Raw genomic sequence first — 21,520 nt, 5'->3', positions numbered from 1 at the left:
CTTTCTTGGAAGACTCGCGCATTCCCGTCACCCTTCTCACAGGATTTCTCGGGGCTGGTAAAACCACTCTGCTGAACCGTTTGCTCACTGATGAAGCGGGTGAGCGTATCGCGGTTATCGTCAACGAGTTCGGGGAAGTTGGTCTTGATCACGACCTGATGGAAATTTCGACGGATGACGTTGTGCTTCTGTCTTCTGGCTGCCTCTGCTGCACAGTGCGCGGAGAGCTTTCAGAGACCATCACACAACTTCTAGCGCGACGGACATCAGGAGAGTTTGATTTCAGTCGCATCGTGATTGAAACAACAGGTCTGGCAGATCCCGGACCGATCCTGCAAACAATGCTGGTTGAGCGTGCGGTTTCGGATGCTACGCGGGTGGACGGCGTTGTCACCGTGGTAGACGCAGCCAATGGCCCGGCGACGCTTGATGCGCAATTTGAAGCGGTCTCTCAAGTTGCCATGGCAGATTTGGTTATTCTCAGTAAAACCGATCTGATTGATTACGATCAGATCATCGCCCTTGAAGCACGGCTGCGCGGATTGAACGCGACGGCGCGCATCGTACCGGCAGTGCGGGGAAAAAATATTTCGGATCAGATTTGGGGCCTGAGCGGTTTGAAGCGCAATGTGCAGGCCGCAAATGCGATCTCTTGGGTTGCGCCCGTCGCAGCGGGGGCTGGGCAACCAAAACCTGATCCGCTCGCCAATCTTTCAGGCTTTGGAACATCCCCCAAGCCTGCTGCACAGTTTTCTCCGCACGATGCGCGCATCGAAACGGCGTCGATCATCATTGATACACCTGTCACCGATCAGGGTTTTGATGATTGGTTGAATGATCTGGTGCGTCGTAAGGGGCCGAACCTTTTACGTGTTAAGGGCATCGTCTTTTTGGAGGGTATTCCAAATCCCTTCGTCTTCCATGGGGTGCAGAATGTATTTGACCCACCAGTACTGGTGAAAGACTGGCCTGAAGGCGATCAGACCTCTCGCGTTGTCATCATTGCACGCGACATTCCTCAGTCAGAGCTTCAAGGCAATCTCGATGCATTGGCCAAACACACCGCCAGCGCTTGATTATGGGTATCAGCAACCTGACCCGGCTTATTATTCAGCTCATGAACAAACGAAAAACGCGGCTCTGAAAAGAGCCGCGTTTCTAATTTTAGCACAGAATGCGTAGCGAGGATTATTCCTCTGCTGCTGCCTCTTCTGCTGCTGGTGCTTCTGCTGCTTCCGCCTCGGTTGCTTCGCCGTCTGCATCGTCGTCTTCGGAACGCAGCGCGGATGGCGCAGAGATGTTGCCGATCACGAAGTCACGGTCGATGGTTGGTTTCGCGCCTGCTGGCAGCTCAACACCGGAAATAGTGAATGTGTCACCAACTTCCGCACCGGCCATGTCCACGACGATTTTCTCTGGGATATCGCCTGCAGTTACGTTCAGCTCAACTTCGTTACGTACGACGGTCAGAACGCCACCTTTTTTGATGCCAGGTGCTTCTTCTTCGTTCACAAACTCTACAGGGATGAAGAGGTTGATCTTGGAAGTACGCTTCAGACGCAGCAGGTCCAGGTGTGTCGGCAGGTCTTTAACAACGTGGCGCTGCACGTTACGGCAGATCACACGAACGTCTTCTTGGCCTTCGATCTTCAGGTTGAAGAGAGTGCTCAGGAATTGTCCGTCTTTCAGTTTCTTCAGCAGAATGTTGAAAGGAATTTGGATTGCCTGTGGTTCAGCGTCGCCGCCATATACAACACCAGGTACAAAGCCATCGCGACGTGCTTGACGAGCGGCGCCCTTGCCTGTCCCCGTACGGATTTCGACGTTAAGATCAGGGATCTGTCCAGCCATAATAATTCTCCAAAAGTTAGGGCGGGGTTCCTCCAAGGCTGTAACCCCGCGTGAAGCCCGGCCCATAGCGCAGATTCGCCATACTGGAAAGATGGAAAATCACCTTTTGAGGTGAAATTAGCTTTCTAACGGCTTCAGATGGCCACCAGCCTGCAAAATCCGGTCATATAGCGCAAATTCAGGGGCGCGGGCCTCGCGCAGTTTTGTTTCGACTTCAGGGGAAAGCGGGGTGGGAGCCTCTGGAGAGACGTTTTTGATTGGAAACTTCAGATGTTTCTCAAAACGTTCCTCAAGCCATCCACGCACCACGCGCTGGGATTCATAAGCAAAGAGATGTTCGATCGGTTGAGTGCCATCCACCATGGTCAGGAACCCATATTGGCTGCCGATCGCTGCGAAGGGTGGTTCAGGGTCTTGCATTGTGGCCAGAACGAATTCGTCAAACGTCAGACCTTCGGTGCGGTTTTTGCGCTTCGGGTCCGTGCGATAGCGGAACCAGCTTCGGATCTGCTCAATCGGATCTCGCATGATCGCCATGCGTTCTGGCTTCAGGTCATAGAACTCGCTGAGGAACGGCATCATGCGTCTTTCAAACTGACCTGCGGTCATATGTTTGCGACGCTTCGCGAAGACAATGTCAGCCTCGTTGCGTAACGCAAGCTCATAGGCAGTTGTTCCGGTTTTCGGGACCGCGAGAAAAGCGAGGTTCTGTTTGAAATATATCTGCAAATGTATGCTCGGTGCTGCTTTGTTGGTAGGAATATCACCCGCAGCGCCGAGCATGTCAAAGTGGAAAGGGAGGGATTATTTCACCCAATTCCCCTCAAAACTTTCAGGGATCATGAGGATGTCGCGGTCAAGCGCGTCCACAGATGTACGGCCACAAAGCGCCATTGAGATATCGAACTCTTTTTGCATCACTTCAAGGCACCTGGCGACGCCCGCTTCACCCATAGCACCAAGCCCGTAGACATAGGCGCGGCCGATGTAGGTGCCTTTGGCGCCCATGGCGACGGCCTTCAGGATGTCCTGGCCAGAGCGAATGCCGCTGTCCAGATGCACTTCGATTTTATCACCGACCGCGTCCATGATGGCGGGCAAGGCACGAATTGAGGAGAGTGCGCCGTCAAGCTGCCGACCACCATGGTTGGAGACGATGATCGCGTCAGCCCCAACGTTCAGTGCTTCTAGGGCGTCGCGCGGGTCAATGATGCCTTTGATGATCAACGGCCCATCCCACATTTTGCGGAACTCGCGGATACGGTCCCAATTCAACGCCTGATCAAACTGCGAAGCTGTCCAATCAGAGAGAGAAGATGGGTCGCTCACCCCTTTGGCGTGGCCGACAATATTGCCAAAGAAGCGACGCTTTGTGCCCAGCATTTCAAGCCCCCAGGGGACCTTGGTTGCGAGATTCAACATGTTTGCAAGTGTCGGCTTGGGTGGGGCAGATAGCCCGTTTTTGACATCCTTGTGACGTTGGCCAAGCACTTGAAGATCAACGGTAATTACGGCTGCGGAGCATTTTGCGTCTTTTGCTCGATCAAATAACCGACGCATGAAATCATCGTCTTTCAAGGTGTAGACCTGCATCCAAAAGGGTTTTTCAGTGTGCTCAGCCACATCTTCTATAGAGCAGATCGACATGGTGGAAAGCGTATAGGGCACACCAAATTTTTCAGCGGCACGGGCTGCTTTGATTTCTCCATCAGCAGATTGCATGCCGGTTAGTCCGACCGGCGCAAGCGCGACGGGCAAGGACACATCCTGACCGATCATCTGTGAGGCTGTAGACCGTCCGGTCATGTCGACTGCCACACGTTGGCGTAGGCGTAGCAAATCAAAGTCTGAAGTGTTCTCGCGGAAGGTTTGCTCGGTGTAGCTGCCAGACTCGGCGTAGTCGTAAAACATCTTCGGCACACGACGTTTGTAGATGCGCTTTAGATCGTCGACATTGGTGATGACAGGCATGAAATACCTCATATTGGTAATTTGAATTTACCAATATCGTCAAAATTTGACGTGTCAAGCGTCAAATCTGCGTCAAACAGGCAGTGCGCTGCTGGATTTTGTCCGTCTGAGCACGAAATTGGTGTGAGAAGAGCGGACGATCCCCAGACGCAACACACGCTTCATGATGAAGGCTTCAAGTGCCTCGGGCCCTTCCGCGACGACCTTCAGCATGTAGTCATTGGAGCCCGTAATCGAACAGCATTCTGTGATCTGGTCTTCGGTTTGCACAAAGCGATCAAACGCTTCGATCGTGGCCTCCGTGTGATCCATCAGCGAGACATGCATATAGGCCTGGGCGTGCAGCCCCAGCAGGCGCGGGTTTAAAATTGCCGCGTAGCTATCAATCAGCCCGCTTTCTTCTAGGCGCTTCACTCGCCGCCAGCAGGGTGAGGTGGAAAGGTTCACCGCCTCTGCCAGTGCTTGGAGGCTGATTTTACCGTCCCTTTGCAGGACGCGAAGGATTTCTTTGTCTTTCTCTTCCAGTTTCAAATGAAAGTTCCTTAAAGTATGTGGATTGGGGAAATAATTACCCAGAAAGGTGATTTCTCCAACAAATACGGCAAGTTTTTCCGCGCGAGGCCACAAAAAATGGGGTGAGAGGAGCGAATAGATGCCAAAATCCACCAAATACGTTGCGAAAATCCCCGATGCTGAGGGGTATATTTCCTACACCCCTGAAGAAGATGCCGTGTGGCGTGATCTTTATCTCGCCCAAGAAAACGCAGTGCAGGCACATATGGCAAAGCCCTATCTTGAGGGGTTAGAAAAGCTTGCAATGCCTAAGGATAAGGTCCCGCAATGCCCAGATATTTCAGCGGTACTGATGCGTGAAACCGGGTGGAGGGTAGAGCCGGTACCTGCGTTGATTGGCTTTGATAAATTCTACGGCATGCTTTCGGATCGCACATTTCCAGCGGCGAGCTTTATTCGCTCGCGCGAGGATTTTGATTACATTGAAGAACCCGATATTTTCCACGAGATCTTTGGGCACACGCCGTTGCTGACTGACGCGCGGTTCGCGGAGTTTTCCCACGCGATAGGCAGGGCAGGACTGAAGGCAGATAAGAAAGACTTCAGCTGGCTGATCCGCCTTTACTGGTTCACCATCGAGTTTGGCTTGACCCGTGAGAACGGCCAATTGAAGGCGCTTGGTTCGGGGCTGGCCTCATCCAAGACAGAGTTGCCGCATGCGGTTCTGTCCGGTGACCCTGTTATCCGGCCCTTTAATATCGAAGACATCCTGCGCACGCCGTATCGCATCGATATCCATCAGCCGATCTATTTTGTGATCGAAGATATGGATGAACTCTTTGCGGCAGCCGATCGCGATCTGATGGTCGATATCAAGGCCGCACAAGCGAAAGGGTTGTTTGCTCCGACATATCCACCTGTTGAAAAGAAGGCATCTTAAGAATGACAACCGCAACCGAATGTGTGCCGTGCTCTGAAGGCACCGGCGTATTGGATCAGGCGCAGATTGAAGAGGGTCTGAGCAACTTGCCGGGTTGGGCGCAGCGCGAAAAGACAATTTTCAAGCGCTACGAGTTTAAAGGCTTTGCCAAGGCAACTCAGATGGCGAACCTTGTGGCTTGGCATTCCGACAAGATGGGACACCACGCTGACATCAGCTTTGGTTGGGGCTATTGCGAAGTGGTCTACACGAGCCATGAAGCAGGGGGGCTGACCGAGAATGATTTTTTCTGCGCGATCCGTTTGGAAGCGTTGTTGGATTAAGGTTTAGGATGGCGAAATACGAGATCTTCCGGATCTTGCCGTGGGGCAGTGTTATCCAGCGCTGCCCCTAATTTCTTAGCTAAGGCAATCGAACGCGCGTTCTCTGGGTCAATGTAGCTGACAAGCGTGTCTAATTTGGCCACTTGATAACCCCAATCCAGCAATGCCTTTGCTGCCTCGTAAGCCAGACCTTTGCCCTCGGCTTCGGGGTAGACCATCCATCCCAGTTCTTTTTCAGGAAACCATGGCCCGTGATTGATCGCGACTTGACCATAGCATTCGCCGGTAGTTCGATCGTCAATCATTAGCGCGCCGTGACCGAAGAGATCCCACATCGCCGCGTCGCTGCAGAAATATCCCCAAGATTCGTCCGGTCCTGCAGGGCCGCCCATGTGGACAGAGCGCTCGGTTTCCCAGAGCGCTTTATAGGCAGGCCAATCAGCCATTGTCATTGGGCGTAGGATTAGGCGCTCTGTCTCAAGGGTCGGCGCGCGGGACATGGATTATGCGCGGTGTGCGCCGTCGGCCAGCGACTTCACAAAATCCAGCACCTCGGCAACTGGTTTGCCCGCCGCGATTTCGCTGACGATGGCAGAACCGACAACCGTACCATCTGCGATGGACGCGATTTCTTCAGCCTTTTCAGGCGTGCGCACGCCAAAGCCAACAATCACCGGCAAGTCGGTTGCCGCTTTAATGCGGGCCACTTCCGGACCCACGTTGGTCGCCTGCGCAGCCGCTGCACCGGTGATACCGGTGATCGAAACGTAGTACACAAATCCAGAGGTGTTCTGCAGAACCTTCGGCAGGCGTTTGTCATCTGTGGTTGGGGTCGCAAGACGGATGAAGTTCAGACCCGCCGCCTGAGCTGGAATGCAAAGTTCTTCGTCTTCTTCTGGAGGCAGGTCCACAACGATCAAGCCGTCGATGCCAGCTTCTTTCGCATCTGCCAGAAACTTATCAACACCGCGGCTGTAGATCGGGTTGTAGTAGCCCATCAGAACAATTGGCGTCGTGTCATCCTCTTTGCGGAACTCACGCGCCAGCTCAAGGGTCTTTTCCAAGGTCATGCCAATATCCAGCGCGCGCTGACCAGCGAGCTGAATGGTTGGACCGTCCGCCATTGGATCGGTGAAGGGCAGGCCCAGCTCGATCACATCCACGCCCGCACTTGGAAGACCTTTCACGATCTCCAGCGAGGTTTCATAGTTTGGATCACCCGCCATCACGTAAGACACAAAGGCCTTTTTACCTGCGGCTTTCAGTTCAGCGAATTTGGCGTCGATACGAGTCATGATGGCCCCTTAGAAATCTTGCTAGGGGTTTGCCGGTTTTGCTTGGGAAAAGCAATGCCAGTTAAGAATTGGCCGCCTCATCATCGACCATGATCATCCAGTGGGTGCCAAATTTATCGTAGCAGACGCCAAACCCGGATGAGAAAAACGTGGCTTCAAAGGGCATAGTAACCTTGCCGCCATCCGAAAGCCGTTCGAATTTTGTCTTTGCCTCTTCGAGCGTCTTTGTTTGATGCGCGACCGCAAATCCTGCCAGTGGTTCGAACTGAGTGGTATCAGCAACGTCGCTGCACATAAGTACCGTATCACCCACATCGATCTGCGCATGCATGAAGCGGTCATCAAGCGCGGGCAGGCCAACATCCGGCGGGGCATCTGAGAAAGGCATCTTGACGACATTGTCTGCACCAAAAACATCGGCATAAAAATCAATCGCTTCAGAGCAATTTCCGTCAAAGAACATATACGGGGTGAAAGTCATGGGAAGCTCCTATTTTAAGGCTCTATGGTAACACGGCTTGCACCATGCCCAAACCTTGCATATGAGCAGCAGGAACATGTGACAGGAGACCAGAATGGGCTTTAAAGTTGGGATCGTTGGGCTGCCGAACGTCGGTAAATCCACCACATTTAACGCGCTGACCAAAACCGCGGCCGCGCAGGCTGCGAACTTCCCGTTCTGTACCATCGAACCAAACGTCGGTGACGTGGCCGTTCCTGATGATCGTCTGGACAAACTGGCGGCCATCGCAAGCTCTAAGCAGATTATCCCAACACGTATGACCTTCGTGGACATCGCCGGTCTGGTGAAGGGCGCGTCCAAGGGTGAAGGCCTCGGCAACCAGTTCCTCGCCAACATCCGCGAGACAGACGCGATCGCCCATGTTCTGCGTTGCTTTGACGATGACGATGTGACCCACGTCGATGACCGCGTTGATCCAGTGGCGGATGCAGAAACCATCGAAACCGAACTTATGCTCGCGGATCTGGAAAGCATCGAGAAACGCCGTCAGGGTCTGGTTCGAAAACTAAAGGGCAATGACAAAGAGGCCAAAGAGCAGGATCGCCTGCTGGCGATGGCGCAGGAAGCGATTGAAAATGATCGTCCTGCCCGCACTGTTGAGATTGATGCCGAAGATGAGAAGATGTGGAAAAGCCTGCAGCTTCTGTCTACCAAGCCAGTGCTCTACGTCTGTAACGTCGGTGAATCCGAAGCAGCAGACGGCAATGCTCATTCTGCGGCGGTTGCTGAAATGGCTGCCAAGCAGGGCAACACCCATGTGATCATCTCCGCGCAGATCGAAGAAGAGATCAGCCAGCTAGAAGCTGAAGAAGCGGAAATGTTCCTGAGCGAGATGGGTCTTGAAGAGGCGGGGCTCGACCGTCTGATCCGCGCTGGGCACGACCTGCTGCAGTTGGAAACTTACTTCACAGTTGGCCCAAAAGAAGCGCGCGCCTGGACCATCAAAAAGGGAACAGCGGCACCGCAAGCCGCGGGTGTGATCCACGGCGATTTCGAACGCGGCTTCATCCGCGCCGAAACCATCGCCTATGATGACTACATCCAGTTCAATGGTGAGCAGGGCGCCAAAGAAGCGGGCAAGATGCGCGCAGAAGGCAAGGGCTATATTGTGCAGGACGGCGACGTGATGCACTTCCTGTTCAACACCTGATCCCGCTTTCGGGAAAATTTGAAACTGCTCCTCGCAAGTGTGATTTACCTCGCGCTTGCGTTGTCTTTTCTGTTTCGCAATAACAGGCGATCTTATGCGGTTTAGATTGCCGCGAACCGCCTTGGTTTGCTGGAGATTTACGAGGAAGAATAATGACAAAACTGATCATTGATACAGATCCGGGTGTGGATGACGCGATGGCGATTTTTTATGCCGCCGCCGCACCGGAAATCGAGCTTCTGGGTCTGACAACCATCTTTGGCAATGTAACCGTGGACATGGCCACTCGGAATGCTCTGCGTCTGGTTGAGGCGGCTGGTCTGGACATACCTGTGGCAGCGGGCGCCAGCACACCGCTTGAATTGCCACCTTACAAACCATCGTTCCACGTGCATGGCGACGAAGGTTTTGGGGACATACCAGCGGCCACTCCAAAAGGGACTGCCGCCGACGAAAGCGCGGTTGAATTCCTGTGCCGCATGGCACGTGAACACAAAGGCGAACTGGTTGTTTGCCCGATTGGTCCTCTGACCAATATTGCGCAAGCGATCCAGCAGGATCCGGACTTCGTCTCCAACGTGAAACGCATCGTCCTGATGGGCGGCAGTTATCGCGAAGGCGGTAATATCACGCCTCATGCGGAGGCCAATATTTATCACGACCCGCATGCGGCCGAGATGGTCTTTGCGAGCGGGGCACGCGTTGAAATGGTCGGCCTTGACGTGACCCATCGCATCCTTTGCACAGCTGAAGATTTCACAGAGATGGCCGCAACTGCGCCAACTCTGGGCGGGATGCTGCAGGATATGAGCCATTTCTATCTGGAGTTCTACAAATCCGTTGGCAAACTCGATGGCTGCTCCCTGCATGATCCCGCAGCGGTGATTGCTTGCTCGCATCCAGATTGGTTTACTGCGGAAAATGTTGGCATCGAAGTTTCTTGCGAAGGGGACACCTCGGGAGCCACCATTGAGGCGAAGGATGGGCGCTCACCAACAGCAGTTTACACGGCGGTTGAAGCCAAAAAGGTCAAATCGCTCTTCTTGGAGCGCATCGCAACGCTTTCCTAAATGGATGAAGGAAGAGGGCGCTGCGGGGCGTCCTTTTTCTTTGTGAAGACCTTCAAAAAAGTGACAAAAACCGCTTGTCCTCCTCCGGGCTAATCATTACTACCGGTTCTCGGAGACGTGGCCGAGTGGTCGAAGGCGCTCCCCTGCTAAGGGAGTATACCGGAAACGGTATCGAGGGTTCGAATCCCTTCGTCTCCGCCATAAATCACTCTGAAAACCTAAGAACGGTAAATTTGGATGATTTTTGGCTGTCTATGGGGGCCAAGTCGGAGTCCATATTCCCATGCAAAACGCACTTTTCATTTGGTTTTGTGAACTCGGTTTAAATTTGCTCTAGGTTTCTCGGAATGCCCGTTGGAAGTAATCCAAGAGTGGTTTTGCAAGGTAGGAAAGAGGCGTTCGATCTCCGGTTTTAATGAAGGCTTCGACAGGCATGCCGGGAAGTAATTCCTGATCTTCAAGCTTTGAAAGTTCATCGGATTTTGGAACAAATTCAGCGTGATAGAAATTCTGACCAGAGAGTTCATCCTGAAACACATCCGCTGAGAGTTTGGATACGATGCCTTCGATTTCTGGTGTCGTTCTCTGGTCAAAGGCTGTGTAGCGGAGCGAAACTTCCTGGCCAAGGTGAACCTGATCTATGTGAATGGCCTCGACACGTGCGGACACGACGAGTGGTTGGTCCTGAGGGATCACATACATGATCGGTTCCGCAGGGGAGACAACGGATTGGATCGCAAAGACGCGGCTACCGTAAATCACCCCAGAGACCGGGGTTTTCACATCCATTTTGTCCAAAGCGTCCAACAAGCCACGCTTTCGCTCGGTGAGTTCGAGCGCGCGATATTTAAGATCTCTCAATGTTGATATCGCCTCTTCGCTGCGTGCTGACTTGAGGCGCAGAATTTCAATCTTGTATCCTGCAATTTGACCGTTGAGACGCGCCATATTCGCCGTCAGCTTTCCTATGTCTCCGCGAAGCTGAGCATCTTTTTGCTGAAGAGAGTTAACCACGCGGAGCGGCACGAGGTTCTTTTCATAAAGGCCGACATTCCGGGTCAACTCCTCAGCAATGAGCCGCTGTTGTTCGGTGATGGCATCCAGCTGTGATTGCTCTCCGTGAATCTGGTTCTTGGTCTGCGCTATTTGTTCCTGAATTTGCCTCACGTGCTGATGCAGTGCAGTCCGCCTTGCGACGAACAACCTGGATTGCCCAGCCAATATTTCAGCAACTTTACCCTCTGTACGCGCATCATCTTGCTGCTCGATGCTAAATTGTATGTGTTCTAACCCGTCTCTTTCCGCAATCAATCTTGCGATCCTGGCATTGATCTCACTGAGTTCGTTATCTGCAATGGAGAGCTCGCTTTTAAGAGAGGTATCATCCAGGCTCAGAACAATGTCACCGGCCTTCACAGAGTCACCATCACGGACCAGTATCTCACCCACGACGCCGCCATCCGGATGTTGGAGAACTTGCCGATTGCTTTCAACTTGGATCATGCCGCTGGAAATAACGGCACCTGCGATGCGGGCTTGGGTTCCCCATGCGGTGACACCGCCAACCAGAACAACGAGGGCTGAAAAACCAATCAAAATGGGGAAGGTGACATTCAGTTTTGGAGAAGAGGTCAATAGGCTGCCTCCTTCACCAAAGTGGACTGAACGGCTGTTGCATTTCTGACGCCGGAGCGCAGGACTTCATCTCTAGGGCCGAAGCTTCGGATGGCGCCCTGGTCCACGATTGCCAAGGTGTCACATTCTGTAATTGCGGTGGGGCGGTGGGTCATGATGAGTACGCTTCTGCCGGTTGATTTGAAGTCTCGGATGGCTCGGTTCAGTGCGTCTGAACCTTCAGCGTCCAGAGCGCTATTTGGCTCGTCTAACACCAACAGTACGGGATCTGTGTAAAGCGCGCGGGCGAGTGCAATGCGTTGCTTCTGACCACCAGACAGCTGCCCGTCTCCTCGTCGAATGACGGTTTGATATCCTTCTGGCAGGGCCAAGATCAGTTCATGTGCGTTAGCAGCGATTGCCGACTTCACGACTTGCTCTTCATTTGGTTCTTGGGACATGCGCGCAATGTTTTCAGCGATCGTTCCATCAAACAGCGTTAGCTCTTGCGGCAGGTACCCGATATGCGATCCAATGGCTTCCGGCCCATACTGGGCCAACGTGGCGCCACCAAGCCGGATTTCCCCAGTTGTGGGAGCAATCAACCCCAATGCCGTCTTTGCCAGCGTTGATTTTCCAGACCCACTTTTTCCGATGATCCCCAGTGCTTCCCCTGGATTTAGCTCAAAGGAAATGCCGCTTAGAATAGGAGAACGTGTTTCTTCCGCAAGCAGGTTGACGGCATTCACTGTGAGACGCGCTTCAGGCCGAGGAAGCTGCATCGGTGTCTCTTCTTCGGGGTGCTTCGACAAAAGAATGCCCAAGGCATTCCATCCAGCAATCGACTTCTGAAATAAGGCCCATTGTCCAATTGTTTGCTCAATTGGTGCGAGGGCGCGGCCTAGTAGAATTGAGCCTGCAATCATGGCTCCGGCGGTCAATTCGCCTTGCAAAACGAGCCAAGCACCAACCGCCAGCATCGCGGATTGAAGGAAGATACGAAATGCTTTGGAAAATGTGGTGAAGAAGCCTGTCCAATCCGATGCGCGCACACCTTTTTCTAGCGACAGGTCTTTCATTTGCAACCATCTGTTTTGGACGACGGAAACCAGACCCTGTGAACTGACGATTTCAACGGCTTGCCGGGATTCTTCAGCAAAACTTTGCGCCTTAATGGACGTTGATTGCATTTCAATTGTTCTGCGGCGCGTCAGGACGTTGTTGAGGATTGCAAAGACGATCAGGGTCGCGCCACCTCCAAGTGCCAGCCACCCCAAAATGGGATGAAATATGAATATCGCGAAAATGAATACTGGCGCCCAGGGCACATCAAATATTGCCATTGTGGCAGGTGAGTTTGTGAGAGCCTGCATCGTTTCAATATCGCGTAAACCTTCGGCGGCTTGGGCCCGCAGTTTTGGATGCTTGGCTTTCAGAAGCTCCGCTTTGAAAACGCGCAAGGATATTGCTTTTTGAAATCGCGCCCCGATGCGCACCATGAGGCGCGACCGTGCATAGTCCAGCACACCCATCAGGAAAAACAACAGAGCGACCAACGCAAAGAGCGCAACGAGCGTCTCTTCTGAGCGTGAGCCCAAAACCCGATCATAGACTTGAAGCATGAATAGGGGGCCTGTCAGCATCAGGATGTTCACAAACACTGAGAACACAAAGACTATGCCGAACAAATGCAGGTTTTCGCGCCGCGCGTTTTTCAGTTCTCTGAAGCCACTAATGAATTCATTCGCCATCTTGGAAACTCAATTTGTGAATTTTTAAATCGCTGGGCCGCAAAACTGAGCGGCAAAATAGTTTGGAGGCAAAATGGTTAAAAAGTCGGTCAATTTCGCGATTGAGTTTTAGAGACTGGTCTAAGCATCTGTCTTTGAAGTATTCTTTCGGGCCATGATGGAGTGCCTGCTGCAAGCACCGGCTCGCGTCAGGTCGTTTCAATGTCGAGTTAATGAACTTCTAGGAAACATGGGTTTTGTCGGCGGGGCGACGGATGCAAATCGATCGACACAGAAGATGGTTGACGACTAACGAATTGATAATGGCATGAACTGAGAGCCGCATCGCTAATTCACGTTGCAATCCGCCAATTCAAATTCGCCACTCACGTTTTCAGATCAATCTTCTCGGAATGCTCGGCTCATCGAGTCGACGATTGGCTTCGTCAGATATTGAAAAAACGTGCGTTCCTGCGTTGTGATAAGGATCTCGGCAGGCATGCCGGGAGTTGGGACAAATCCCGGAACCTGTCCGATGCTTGAATTCGCGAGGTTCACACGCGCCACGTAGACTTCTGGGTTGTTCTTGTCAGAGGTGTTGTGGATTGAATCTGCTGAAACATAGATCACCTCGCCATCCAAAACCGGAGTAGTGCGCTGGTTCAAAGCTGACAGGCGAATAAAGGCGTGTTGGCCCAGTTGCACACTGTCGATGTCATTTCTTGGGATCAGCGTTTCTATGATCAGAGGCGCATCTTGCGGAATGATCTCTGCGATTTCCTGACCACCTTTAATCACACCACCAGAGGTGTGGTAATTCATCCGCACAACGGTGCCGGAGACCGGCGCGACAATCTCGGTGCGGCGCAACACATCTTGAGCCTGAAGTATTTGTTCCCGAACACTATCAAGCTCTGCCTGCGCGGCATTCAATTCATCCAAAGCCGCTTCCTTATAGGCGTGCTCCGTCTGAATGGCCTGCTTCTGGTATTTATCGATCATGGATTCACTCTCGCCAACTTCTGCAGCGAGGCGCGCGATTTGTCCTTTGGCATCCACAATGGATCGGCGAAGCGAGTTGATTTCAGTTTTCCGGGTGAGCCCGCTTTCAAAGAGTTTGCTTTTCGAAGTGAAGTCTTCTTCAAGCAAGGCAATCTGCAGTTCCAGTGAAGATTTCTGTTCTGCGTACCCCCATTTGCGCACCTCTTGCGCGGTGATGTTGGCGTCCAGCAGTTCGAGTTCATTCTTCATCTTGTCACGTGACAAAACAAAGCTTTCCATCTGGCTATTCAGAATTTGCAGTAGGTCGTCGTTTTCTTCAGCCTGAAGTTTCAGGCCGGCGGCAAAGCGCAGATCTCCAATGCCAGAGTATTCCGCGCGGAAACGCGACACCATGGCTTCAAGCCTTGCGCTGCGCAGCGTAAGCTCTTTAAGCCGGGTTTGTGAGGCAGTTGTATCAAGTGTGATAAGCGTAGCGCCAGCCGTCACAAAATCGCCTTCACCGACTACAATTTGGTCGATAATGCCACCTTCAAAGTGCTGCACGATCTTGTTGCGGCCTGTGGCAACAAAGCTGCCTTGAGAGACAACGGCTGCCGCCAAAGGAGCGCTAAAGGCCCAGTAACCAAAACCCCCAAGGGTTCCGACCATCAGGAGGATACCAAACAGCCCGATTTTCCAGATCTGGCGTGGAACTTCGGAATACCATTCCTGAGACGGTTCTTCTTCGTAAGGATCATATGGGGCGTCTAAAAGTGTCATGTTCTATCCCCTTATGCTGGCGCCGGGCCGTTGAGGTTTGGATTTTGCTGTGGACCGGGTGCTTGATGTTGTTGCTGTCGACCGCGCCGACGTTGTTCCAACGCCTCCAGAACCTGCTGACGGAAGCCGAACATGGCGATATTGCCTTCGGCCATGAGCATGATCTTTTCGACGGAACCCAGTAGAGAAGGCTTTTGAGTAATCACCACAACGGTCATACCGTTTTCTTTGGCGTGCCCCATGGCGCGGGCCAGAGCGTGATCGCCTGCGGTATCAAGGTTAGAATTGGGTTCATCCAAAACCACCAACCTTGGATCGCCAAAGAAGGCCCGCGCGAGAGCGATCCGTTGTTTTTGCCCCCCGGAAAGTGGGGTGCCGTCGGCTGCGACCACGGTCTCATAGCCTTCCGGGAAACTCGCGATCATTTCGTGCACATCTGCCAGAACCGCGGCTTTGTGAATTTGCTCGTCGGTCGCGTCCTCGCGCATCCGCGCGATGTTTTGTTTGATTGTACCCGGAAAGAGCTGCACGTCCTGCGGAAGATACCCGACGTTTGTGCCAAGCTGACGTTGATCCCAATTGCGCAAGTCCATCAAATCCATGCGCACCGCACCTGAGGTCGGCAGGATAGATCCAACAAGCATTTTCCCTAACGTGGTCTTACCCGCTCCGGAATTGCCGATGATGGCCAGGCTTTCACCCGGAGTTAGAGTGAAACTTAACCCGTTGAGCACCACCCGTTTTGTCCCCTGAGGCACAAAGAGGAGACGTTCGACATCAAGTCGCCCTTCGGGGTTTGGCAGGATCAGACGATCTTTGTTCAACGGCGACCCTTTGAGCAGGGCAGAAATCCGCCCGTAGGCTGATTTGGAAAGTAGGAAGTGGTTCCACCCTTCAATCGCGCCTTCAACCGGTGCTAATGCACGGCCTGCGATAATGGATGCGGCGATGACCATCCCGCCCGTGATTTCTCCGGCAATGGCAAGCGAAGCACCCCAGCCGAGCATGCCAATCTGTGTGAGCAGGCGGACCGCACGTGAACATGCGGCCGTGATGATATTGCGATCTTGTGCTTTGACCTGAGATTTTAACGACCGTGCCGTATCGCGACCCCAGATATTCACCGCCTCTGGGATCATCGCCAAGGCGTTGATGATCTGGCTATTGCGAGACATGGAATCCAGATGCAGGTTTGCTTTTGATTGATGTTGGTTGGCTTCGGCAAAGCTTCGCGAAGTGATCCGTTGGTTGATCATAGCAATCAGAAACAAAATCAAAGCCGTGACCATAACAATCATCCCAAGCTGGGGGTGAACCAGATAGATGGCAAGTATGAAAAATGGCGTGAATGGCACATCCAGAAAGGACAGCAGGGTACCTGAGACGAGGAAACCTCGAAGCTGCTGCAAATCCCCAAGGACCTGATATTCCCTGCCATTACTGTTGAGTGAAGCACGCGCGGCCGCGCTGAGAATTGGGTTGCCGAGTTGTGCGGCCACTTCCACAGCGGTGCGCATCAGGACAAACCGTCGAACTGCGTCTAGCGTTGCTTGAATTAGCACAGCGCCAACGATGACGGCTGTCAGCATGATCAACGTATCTACGGACCGGCTGGTCAGAACGCGGTCTGAAATCTGGAACAGATAGACAGGGATTGCGAGGATCAAAAGGTTGGTCGCACAGGTGAAAGTGATTACCAACAACAGGTTTTTGCGGATGGCCTTTAGGCCAAGCTCCAGACCTCTTGAGAAATCATTTGGCCCCAAACGGGTATGAAAGCCGTTCTTGCCTCCGCCGCCACCACCGCCGCCCTTGCGTTTTGCCGGTGGTTTCGGGGGCTTTTTGTTGTCATCTTTGCCCAGCAATTGATCCACAGCCCCACGGTAGGAGACGAATTCGACGTCATCGTCATCTCCCACCCGATCTTGGGCAGGGTCATTGCCAGCCTTGGCTTCAATTGGATCGTCTAGTGTCGTGTCATCTGACGCCTGCGGGTTTTCTTCCGAAGTGCCCACATCGCGTGGATGACCTTTCCCGGTGTCATAATCTTTCAAAGTAGTGCCCCCTTAATAAAATCAGGCCAGAACCGTCTGCATCACATCCACGGCTGTCTCGGATGGCGCTGGCGCATTGACGCCGCCGTCTTCCGGAGCTTCCCCTTCCAAAATGCCATCGGCCAGGAATAGGAATGCTTCGCCTGCCAGCGTGTCTGAAGCTGCCAGGACCAGTGGATCTTCTTCAGAAACGAAGTCCGCCTGATAGAGGAAGGCGTCGGTATAGGCGCCTTCGTTGGTGTAAATGGTTGAATCCATACCGGCGTCTGTAATGGACGCCAGATTAAGCAATTCGTTTTGACCTGTGATCAAAGACACGTCTGCGCCTTCGGCGCTTGCCAGAGTCTGTTGGGCCATTTCGACCTGATCGCCATCCCCTAAGACGTTGAATTGCTCGATGATCTGCACATCCAAAATACTGCCTTTAATGTGCAGGACTTTCAGCAGATCAGTATCTGCGAAAACTGAATCCTTTGAAATACTGCCAAGTTTGCCTTTGCCGGCCATGAATGAGGAAGCAACTTCGCCGTAGGCCTCGTTCATCTCCTTGTGGTGATCGATACCGAGGTGTTTGATCTTACCCCAGTTAAAGAGCACGTTGTCGGAGGTGCTCATCTTGCCAGCGAAATCACCCTTATAATTGACTTTGTCGCTGTCCAGCAGAACGTTCGTCTGAGACAAATATGCTAGGTCTATGATGTCGCCATCAACAATGATCAAATCATAGTAGAACCCAAGCCCAAGAATACTGGTCGCATTCACCAATGAGTTATTTCCCATCTGGATCATGGTTTCATTGGCGGAGAAGCCCACGCTCATGATGTCGCCATCATTGGCAAAGTTGAACTGCTTCACGTAGTTGTAGTTTAAAAGATTGCCTTCCAGCGTGACCACAACCGTGTTCTCTGGGCCGTTGCCCGGAGGTGTTGCTTCGCCTTCTTCTGCGTCCTCGTCAGTGTTCTCAATCGCCGTGGATATCTGTTCAAAATGCGCAGCATTATAGGTGTTTGTGCCATTTTCATCGTGATGCAGCGCGCCGTTCAGCATGTCGACATCACTCTAAACGTTCACTTGAGAGATCACGTCTGCGGATACAACTTTGCCCATCACGGTAAAGACCGGAGCATCCAGCCAATTTGTGGCGATGTAGCTTTCATTTAGAAGCAAATTGCCACCAGTGCTGGCTTCGTGACTGTTCTCTTCAGCGTCTTCGTCGGTTAGGACTTCGCCAGAGACAGACTTTGCTTCATTGGTTTCTTCTTCCTCGTCCTCTTCTTCGGACTTCGCGAAACGATGGCTGTGTTCCGCCAGTTCCGGCATCTCTTCAGCGCTTTCACCGTTCACTGTGAATTCATTGATATCGCCGTTGAAGGCCGCGTAAATCTCGGCACCTTCCACATTGCTCTCAACGCCACTTTCCTCCAGCGCCTTGATGTCCTCAGACAAATCCAGACCTGCCTGCGCAATGGCATCCTCGTCTGCTGCGGGGTCCGGTGTTCTGAGTGGTTGAAGATCCCGCGCGATGTCTTCGAGATACTCTAATCCGCTGTTATAGGCTGCAGCGTTGATAAATTCTGCATTGCCTTCATAGGTGTTTAGAACGTCAAAGTCTTCGAGGTAGTTGGCCTGAACCGTCACCGTTGCCATTTGGGAGGGCAGGGGGATCGAAAAGACCGTTTTGCTCGCGCTGGGCGCCCCAGGGAAACTGTCGAATATGTCATCAAAGAATGTCGGCAGTCCGAATGGTACAAATCCAAATGCACCCGGAATAAGAACGGAAAAGTCACTCACCGGAACGGACACAAAGGAAAGCGGCCATTTCATATCTGGCATAAAGCCACCTAGGCCATAGCCACTGGTCATATGGATTGTGATATTAAAGAGCTGACCAAGATCCGGGTTTTCAGCGATCTGCGCGGCAAATTCCTGGTATTGAACCTTCATGCGCGCTTCTTCGGTTTTAAGTTCGAAAATACCGATGAAGTGGGCGATCATTTCCGTCTTGTCGTCAAGCATAACGCTGGCCCTCGGTCAAAATGGACGGGCTATCCGTCCTCCACATAAAACTCTGCTCGCCTTGAAATTCCTTTGTTGGACCTGCGCGACAAACGCCGCGCAGATCGGTTGCTTAAGCCGCTGGGCTTATCCCATGTCGTCATCACCGATGAGGGTGGAGTGGTAACCACCACCAACAACAGTCATGTCCACGGTGTTACCCAGAACGTTTGCACCTTGAACGATGCTCTGGTTGAAGGCTGCATTGTCCAGCGCCGCGTCTGCAGATGCAGTCGAGTAGCCATTCACGAAACCATCGTCACCGTTATGGGAACCCCAAGCGCCGCCGGTCTTGCCGCCCATGCCGCCGTCTGCTGACGCGTGGCCGCTCATGCCGCCATTACCGCCATAGACAACTGCGTGACCGCCGTGACCATTCGCATCACCAGCGTGACCACCGTGTGCGCTTGCATCGCCGCCTGCGCCACCAGCACCACCATCACCGGTAGCCGCCAGGGCTTTGCCAATGCCTTGGCCCATACCCAGACCACCAGCGTTTCCGCCGCTTGCATCGCCAGAAGACGCGCCTGCGCCACCAGCTCCACCGGTACCACCGGTTGCGCCTGCGCCACCATCAGCGTCGTTGCCGCCGTTGTAAGCTTTGGCCATACCAATGCCACCAGCATCACCGCTGGAAGAACCAGCTAATGCACCGCCGTGACCGCCATCGGAGTCAGCATAGCCTTTGCCGTTGCCGGCATCCGCTGCGCCAAGACCTGCACCATGGCCACCATCTGAGTTGGCAAGACCTGCACCGTGACCACCGTCAGAGTTTGCAAACCCTGCACCATTGCCACCGTCTGCATCACCGATACCGATGCCCGCGCCTACGGGGAGGAAACCAAGTCCACCGCCAAGGCCTGCACCAGCCGCGCCTGCGTCTCCGCCAACGCCACCACCGATTGCACCGGAGTCACCGCCAAGGCCTGCGCCAACTGCGCCGGAGTTGCCTCCAAGGCCAGCGCCGACTGCGCCCGCGCTACCGCCTTTGCCGGCACCCAGAGCACCGGAGTCGCCGCCTACGCCCGCTGCAATTGCACCAGAGTCGCCGGATTTACCCGCGCCAAGCGCGCCAGTGTGGCCGTTGTTGCCGCCGTCGCCGCCGTCACCGCCGCCACCTTTGGTGTTTGCGTTGCCGCCATCACCACCGTTGCCGCCTTTGCCGGATGTACCGCCGTTCGCGCCAACACCTACGCCAAGACCGCCAAGGCCTACGCCCAGTGCTGTTGCATCGCCGGAGTCGCCGCCGTCGTCGCCTTCAGACTTGCCGCCATCATTGCCGTAATGCTTACCACCAAAGCCCAGAGCGTGTCCGCCATCTGCGCCTTTGGCATAGCCGTCCGCGCTGCCGGATTTCGCATATCCTGCGGACCCACCATCAGACTCATTGTCGATGCCTTCTTCAGAGTCGGCTTGGCCTCCTTCTGCTTTCTGCATCGAGTAGTATTTGCCTTTGTTGGCAACCGTGGAGTCTTCAGCGATATCGTTGTCTTGCAGGGCATTTGACATGCCGTTTACAACGCCGACGTCATTACCTGCACCGTCCAGAGATTTCTGCAGAACGCCACCCAAATGGATGTCGCCACCGATATCGGTGTTCATGTCGCCATCAGCCATAGTGATATCGCCAATTTTTGATCCCTTCAGATCAAAGTCGGCAAAGTCATCATCAGTTGGCTCCCAATCGGTCAGGTCGATTTTCACATCGACGTCGACATCAGACTTGTTGCTGACCTCGGACTTGGATTGAGATGATGAGTTGGAGTGGGATTTCGATCCGGAATGTGCTTTCGCTCCAGCATGTGAATTGGAATTGGAGTTAGAGTCGGCATCTGCCAGCCCTGCGCCAAGTCCTGCACCCAAACCTGCGCTCAGAGCGCCAGCACCTGCACCTGAATGTGAATCAGAGTTGGTGTTGTTGGTGTTTGTGTTGCTGTTGCTGTTGGAGTTTCCGTTGTCGTTCCCGTTATGGTTTCCGTTCAGGTTCCCATTTAGGTTCAGGTTTCCATTTCCGTTTCCGTTATGGTTCCCATTGTCGTTGTCATTGTCTGACTTGTTGTAGTTTTTGTTCCCATTGAAATTGTGGGAACCCTGGTGTTGGTGCTGCCATTGTGACTGCAAACCAAACAGTGGGTGATAGTGTCTACCTCCAGGCATATTCAATACTCCTTAAAAGGGCTCGAACGATCACCATTCATTCCTATGTGACCATGGTCGAACCGAGTTTTGATGATAGTTACTGAGAAGGTCTCCGACGCGTTTCGTTTGACTGAATCCAAAGATGTGAAACGAGACGGTGACAAAGCTGCACGAACCCCTCCCTTCGTTTGGCAGCGAAAGCTAAAACGACAGCTGGGCTGAATTCCCACCGGGGGCAGTTATTATAAAGAATCCACCCCGAGCTGCCGTTCCAGACCACAACAGCGTCTTAGAATTGTGAGCGAGCGGTAAGCTGGAGATTGGATGTAGATATTTTTTCAACTCACAACTTGAACGTTAAAGATGTTCAATTTTAATGGGTTGGATGCGCGTATTTTTGAGTAATCGGTAAAAATAAAATTTGTGAACATAATGAGTTTCATTATGAGATTGAAACGCTTTGGATAAGTTGACATAATCTTTAGATTAGTTGGGGATAACCTGTGGATAAGCGCACTAGTAATTCGATTA

The 21,520-nt window shown here is 53.0% G+C and carries 19 protein-coding genes and 1 tRNA gene; 6 read left to right on the top strand and 14 right to left on the bottom strand.

Features of this window, described 5'->3' with window-relative positions:
* Positions 1-5: 5 nt before the first annotated feature.
* Positions 6-1,076 (top strand): CobW family GTP-binding protein, encoded by a 1,071-nt coding sequence (locus M0D42_RS08340; protein ID WP_265018157.1) that lies wholly within the window; start codon positions 6-8, stop codon positions 1,074-1,076.
* Positions 1,077-1,188: 112 nt separating this feature from the next.
* Here M0D42_RS08340 and M0D42_RS08335 read toward each other — a convergent pair whose 3' ends face one another.
* The 4 genes from M0D42_RS08335 to M0D42_RS08320 all read right to left on the bottom strand — a co-directional run bounded on the left by M0D42_RS08335 (position 1,189) and on the right by M0D42_RS08320 (position 4,353).
* Positions 1,189-1,851, bottom strand: a complete 663-nt coding sequence (locus M0D42_RS08335) for a 50S ribosomal protein L25/general stress protein Ctc (protein ID WP_265018156.1) — start codon at positions 1,849-1,851, stop codon at positions 1,189-1,191.
* A 117-nt stretch (positions 1,852-1,968) separates the two neighbouring features.
* A complete protein-coding gene (locus tag M0D42_RS08330) occupies positions 1,969-2,580 on the bottom strand; it encodes a sulfotransferase family 2 domain-containing protein (RefSeq protein WP_265018155.1) in 612 nt (203 codons plus the stop codon).
* Positions 2,581-2,655: 75 nt separating this feature from the next.
* Entirely contained in the window at positions 2,656-3,822 is a 1,167-nt protein-coding gene (locus M0D42_RS08325; protein WP_265018154.1) for an alpha-hydroxy acid oxidase, read from the bottom strand.
* Positions 3,823-3,894: 72 nt separating this feature from the next.
* Positions 3,895-4,353, bottom strand: coding sequence for an Lrp/AsnC family transcriptional regulator (locus M0D42_RS08320; RefSeq protein ID WP_265018153.1), 459 nt, complete (start codon positions 4,351-4,353; stop codon positions 3,895-3,897).
* A gap of 121 nt (positions 4,354-4,474) precedes the next feature.
* Between M0D42_RS08320 and phhA the strand changes: the two genes are divergently transcribed.
* Together phhA and M0D42_RS08310 are read left to right on the top strand one after the other, a co-directional pair.
* Complete coding sequence (gene phhA / locus M0D42_RS08315) at positions 4,475-5,275, top strand: phenylalanine 4-monooxygenase (RefSeq protein WP_265018152.1); 801 nt, start codon at positions 4,475-4,477, stop codon at positions 5,273-5,275.
* A gap of 2 nt (positions 5,276-5,277) precedes the next feature.
* A complete protein-coding gene (locus M0D42_RS08310) occupies positions 5,278-5,598 on the top strand; it encodes a 4a-hydroxytetrahydrobiopterin dehydratase (protein ID WP_265018151.1) in 321 nt (106 codons plus the stop codon).
* Here M0D42_RS08310 and M0D42_RS08305 read toward each other — a convergent pair.
* From M0D42_RS08305 to M0D42_RS08295, 3 genes are all read right to left on the bottom strand, one after another.
* Positions 5,595-6,098 (bottom strand): GNAT family N-acetyltransferase, encoded by a 504-nt coding sequence (locus M0D42_RS08305; protein ID WP_265018150.1) that lies wholly within the window; start codon positions 6,096-6,098, stop codon positions 5,595-5,597. The two genes, M0D42_RS08310 and M0D42_RS08305, sit on opposite strands and share 4 nt — an antisense overlap.
* Positions 6,099-6,101: 3 nt before the next feature.
* Positions 6,102-6,893, bottom strand: coding sequence for a tryptophan synthase subunit alpha (gene trpA, locus M0D42_RS08300; protein WP_265018149.1), 792 nt, complete (start codon positions 6,891-6,893; stop codon positions 6,102-6,104).
* Between the two features lie 61 nt (positions 6,894-6,954).
* Entirely contained in the window at positions 6,955-7,374 is a 420-nt protein-coding gene (locus M0D42_RS08295; RefSeq protein ID WP_265018148.1) for a VOC family protein, read from the bottom strand.
* 94 nt (positions 7,375-7,468) lie between these two features.
* Here M0D42_RS08295 and ychF point away from each other — a divergent pair, with 94 nt between their 5' ends.
* The 3 genes from ychF to M0D42_RS08280 all read left to right on the top strand — a co-directional run bounded on the left by ychF (position 7,469) and on the right by M0D42_RS08280 (position 9,837).
* On the top strand, positions 7,469-8,566 hold the full coding sequence (gene ychF / locus M0D42_RS08290) for a redox-regulated ATPase YchF (RefSeq protein ID WP_265018147.1): 1,098 nt from the start codon (positions 7,469-7,471) through the stop codon (positions 8,564-8,566).
* Between the two features lie 152 nt (positions 8,567-8,718).
* Positions 8,719-9,636 carry a nucleoside hydrolase gene (locus M0D42_RS08285; protein WP_265018146.1) on the top strand — a complete coding sequence of 306 codons (918 nt, stop codon included), beginning with the start codon at positions 8,719-8,721 and terminating at the stop codon, positions 9,634-9,636.
* Between the two features lie 111 nt (positions 9,637-9,747).
* Positions 9,748-9,837 (top strand) — tRNA-Ser (locus M0D42_RS08280).
* A 132-nt stretch (positions 9,838-9,969) separates the two neighbouring features.
* Here the strand turns inward: M0D42_RS08280 and M0D42_RS08275 are convergent.
* The 7 genes from M0D42_RS08275 to M0D42_RS08245 form a co-directional block, all read right to left on the bottom strand.
* Positions 9,970-11,271, bottom strand: a complete 1,302-nt coding sequence (locus tag M0D42_RS08275) for an HlyD family type I secretion periplasmic adaptor subunit (protein WP_265018145.1) — start codon at positions 11,269-11,271, stop codon at positions 9,970-9,972.
* Positions 11,268-13,001: a type I secretion system permease/ATPase gene (locus M0D42_RS08270; RefSeq protein ID WP_265018144.1), complete on the bottom strand. Its 1,734-nt coding sequence runs from the start codon at positions 12,999-13,001 to the stop codon at positions 11,268-11,270. The genes M0D42_RS08275 and M0D42_RS08270 overlap by 4 nt, the downstream gene beginning before the upstream one ends.
* Before the next feature lie 378 nt (positions 13,002-13,379).
* A complete protein-coding gene (locus M0D42_RS08265) occupies positions 13,380-14,741 on the bottom strand; it encodes an HlyD family type I secretion periplasmic adaptor subunit (RefSeq protein WP_265018143.1) in 1,362 nt (453 codons plus the stop codon).
* Between the two features lie 11 nt (positions 14,742-14,752).
* Positions 14,753-16,795, bottom strand: coding sequence for a type I secretion system permease/ATPase (locus tag M0D42_RS08260; protein WP_265018142.1), 2,043 nt, complete (start codon positions 16,793-16,795; stop codon positions 14,753-14,755).
* A 21-nt stretch (positions 16,796-16,816) separates the two neighbouring features.
* On the bottom strand, positions 16,817-17,842 hold the full coding sequence (locus M0D42_RS08255) for a hypothetical protein (protein ID WP_265018141.1): 1,026 nt from the start codon (positions 17,840-17,842) through the stop codon (positions 16,817-16,819).
* 12 nt (positions 17,843-17,854) lie between these two features.
* Positions 17,855-18,811: a hypothetical protein gene (locus M0D42_RS08250; RefSeq protein ID WP_265018140.1), complete on the bottom strand. Its 957-nt coding sequence runs from the start codon at positions 18,809-18,811 to the stop codon at positions 17,855-17,857.
* Positions 18,812-18,937: 126 nt separating this feature from the next.
* The gene (locus tag M0D42_RS08245) at positions 18,938-21,007 is read right to left on the bottom strand and encodes a hypothetical protein (protein WP_265018139.1); all 2,070 of its coding nucleotides are present in this window, start codon (positions 21,005-21,007) and stop codon (positions 18,938-18,940) included.
* Between the last annotated feature and the right edge of the window lie 513 nt (positions 21,008-21,520).

The organism is Cognatishimia activa (assembly GCF_026016445.1).
Lineage (GTDB): Bacteria > Pseudomonadota > Alphaproteobacteria > Rhodobacterales > Rhodobacteraceae > Cognatishimia > Cognatishimia activa_B.
Note: the sequence above shows the minus strand (reverse complement) of the source record. Positions and strands in the feature narration are given on the sequence as shown.

Bases quoted from the DNA above. Each gene is read 5' to 3' on its own strand.
- M0D42_RS08335 (WP_265018156.1), bottom strand. From the start codon at position 1,851: ATGGCTGGACAGATCCCTGATCTTAACGTCGAAATCCGTACGGGGACA.
- M0D42_RS08325 (WP_265018154.1), bottom strand. From the start codon at position 3,822: ATGCCTGTCATCACCAATGTCGACGATCTAAAGCGCATCTACAAACGT.
- phhA (WP_265018152.1), top strand. From the start codon at position 4,475: ATGCCAAAATCCACCAAATACGTTGCGAAAATCCCCGATGCTGAGGGG.
- M0D42_RS08310 (WP_265018151.1), top strand. From the start codon at position 5,278: ATGACAACCGCAACCGAATGTGTGCCGTGCTCTGAAGGCACCGGCGTA.
- M0D42_RS08305 (WP_265018150.1), bottom strand. From the start codon at position 6,098: ATGTCCCGCGCGCCGACCCTTGAGACAGAGCGCCTAATCCTACGCCCA.
- trpA (WP_265018149.1), bottom strand. From the start codon at position 6,893: ATGACTCGTATCGACGCCAAATTCGCTGAACTGAAAGCCGCAGGTAAA.
- M0D42_RS08295 (WP_265018148.1), bottom strand. From the start codon at position 7,374: ATGACTTTCACCCCGTATATGTTCTTTGACGGAAATTGCTCTGAAGCG.
- ychF (WP_265018147.1), top strand. From the start codon at position 7,469: ATGGGCTTTAAAGTTGGGATCGTTGGGCTGCCGAACGTCGGTAAATCC.
- M0D42_RS08285 (WP_265018146.1), top strand. From the start codon at position 8,719: ATGACAAAACTGATCATTGATACAGATCCGGGTGTGGATGACGCGATG.
- M0D42_RS08270 (WP_265018144.1), bottom strand. From the start codon at position 13,001: ATGGCGAATGAATTCATTAGTGGCTTCAGAGAACTGAAAAACGCGCGG.
- M0D42_RS08265 (WP_265018143.1), bottom strand. From the start codon at position 14,741: ATGACACTTTTAGACGCCCCATATGATCCTTACGAAGAAGAACCGTCT.
- M0D42_RS08255 (WP_265018141.1), bottom strand. From the start codon at position 17,842: ATGCTGAACGGCGCGCTGCATCACGATGAAAATGGCACAAACACCTAT.
- M0D42_RS08250 (WP_265018140.1), bottom strand. From the start codon at position 18,811: ATGCTTGACGACAAGACGGAAATGATCGCCCACTTCATCGGTATTTTC.
- M0D42_RS08245 (WP_265018139.1), bottom strand. From the start codon at position 21,007: ATGCCTGGAGGTAGACACTATCACCCACTGTTTGGTTTGCAGTCACAA.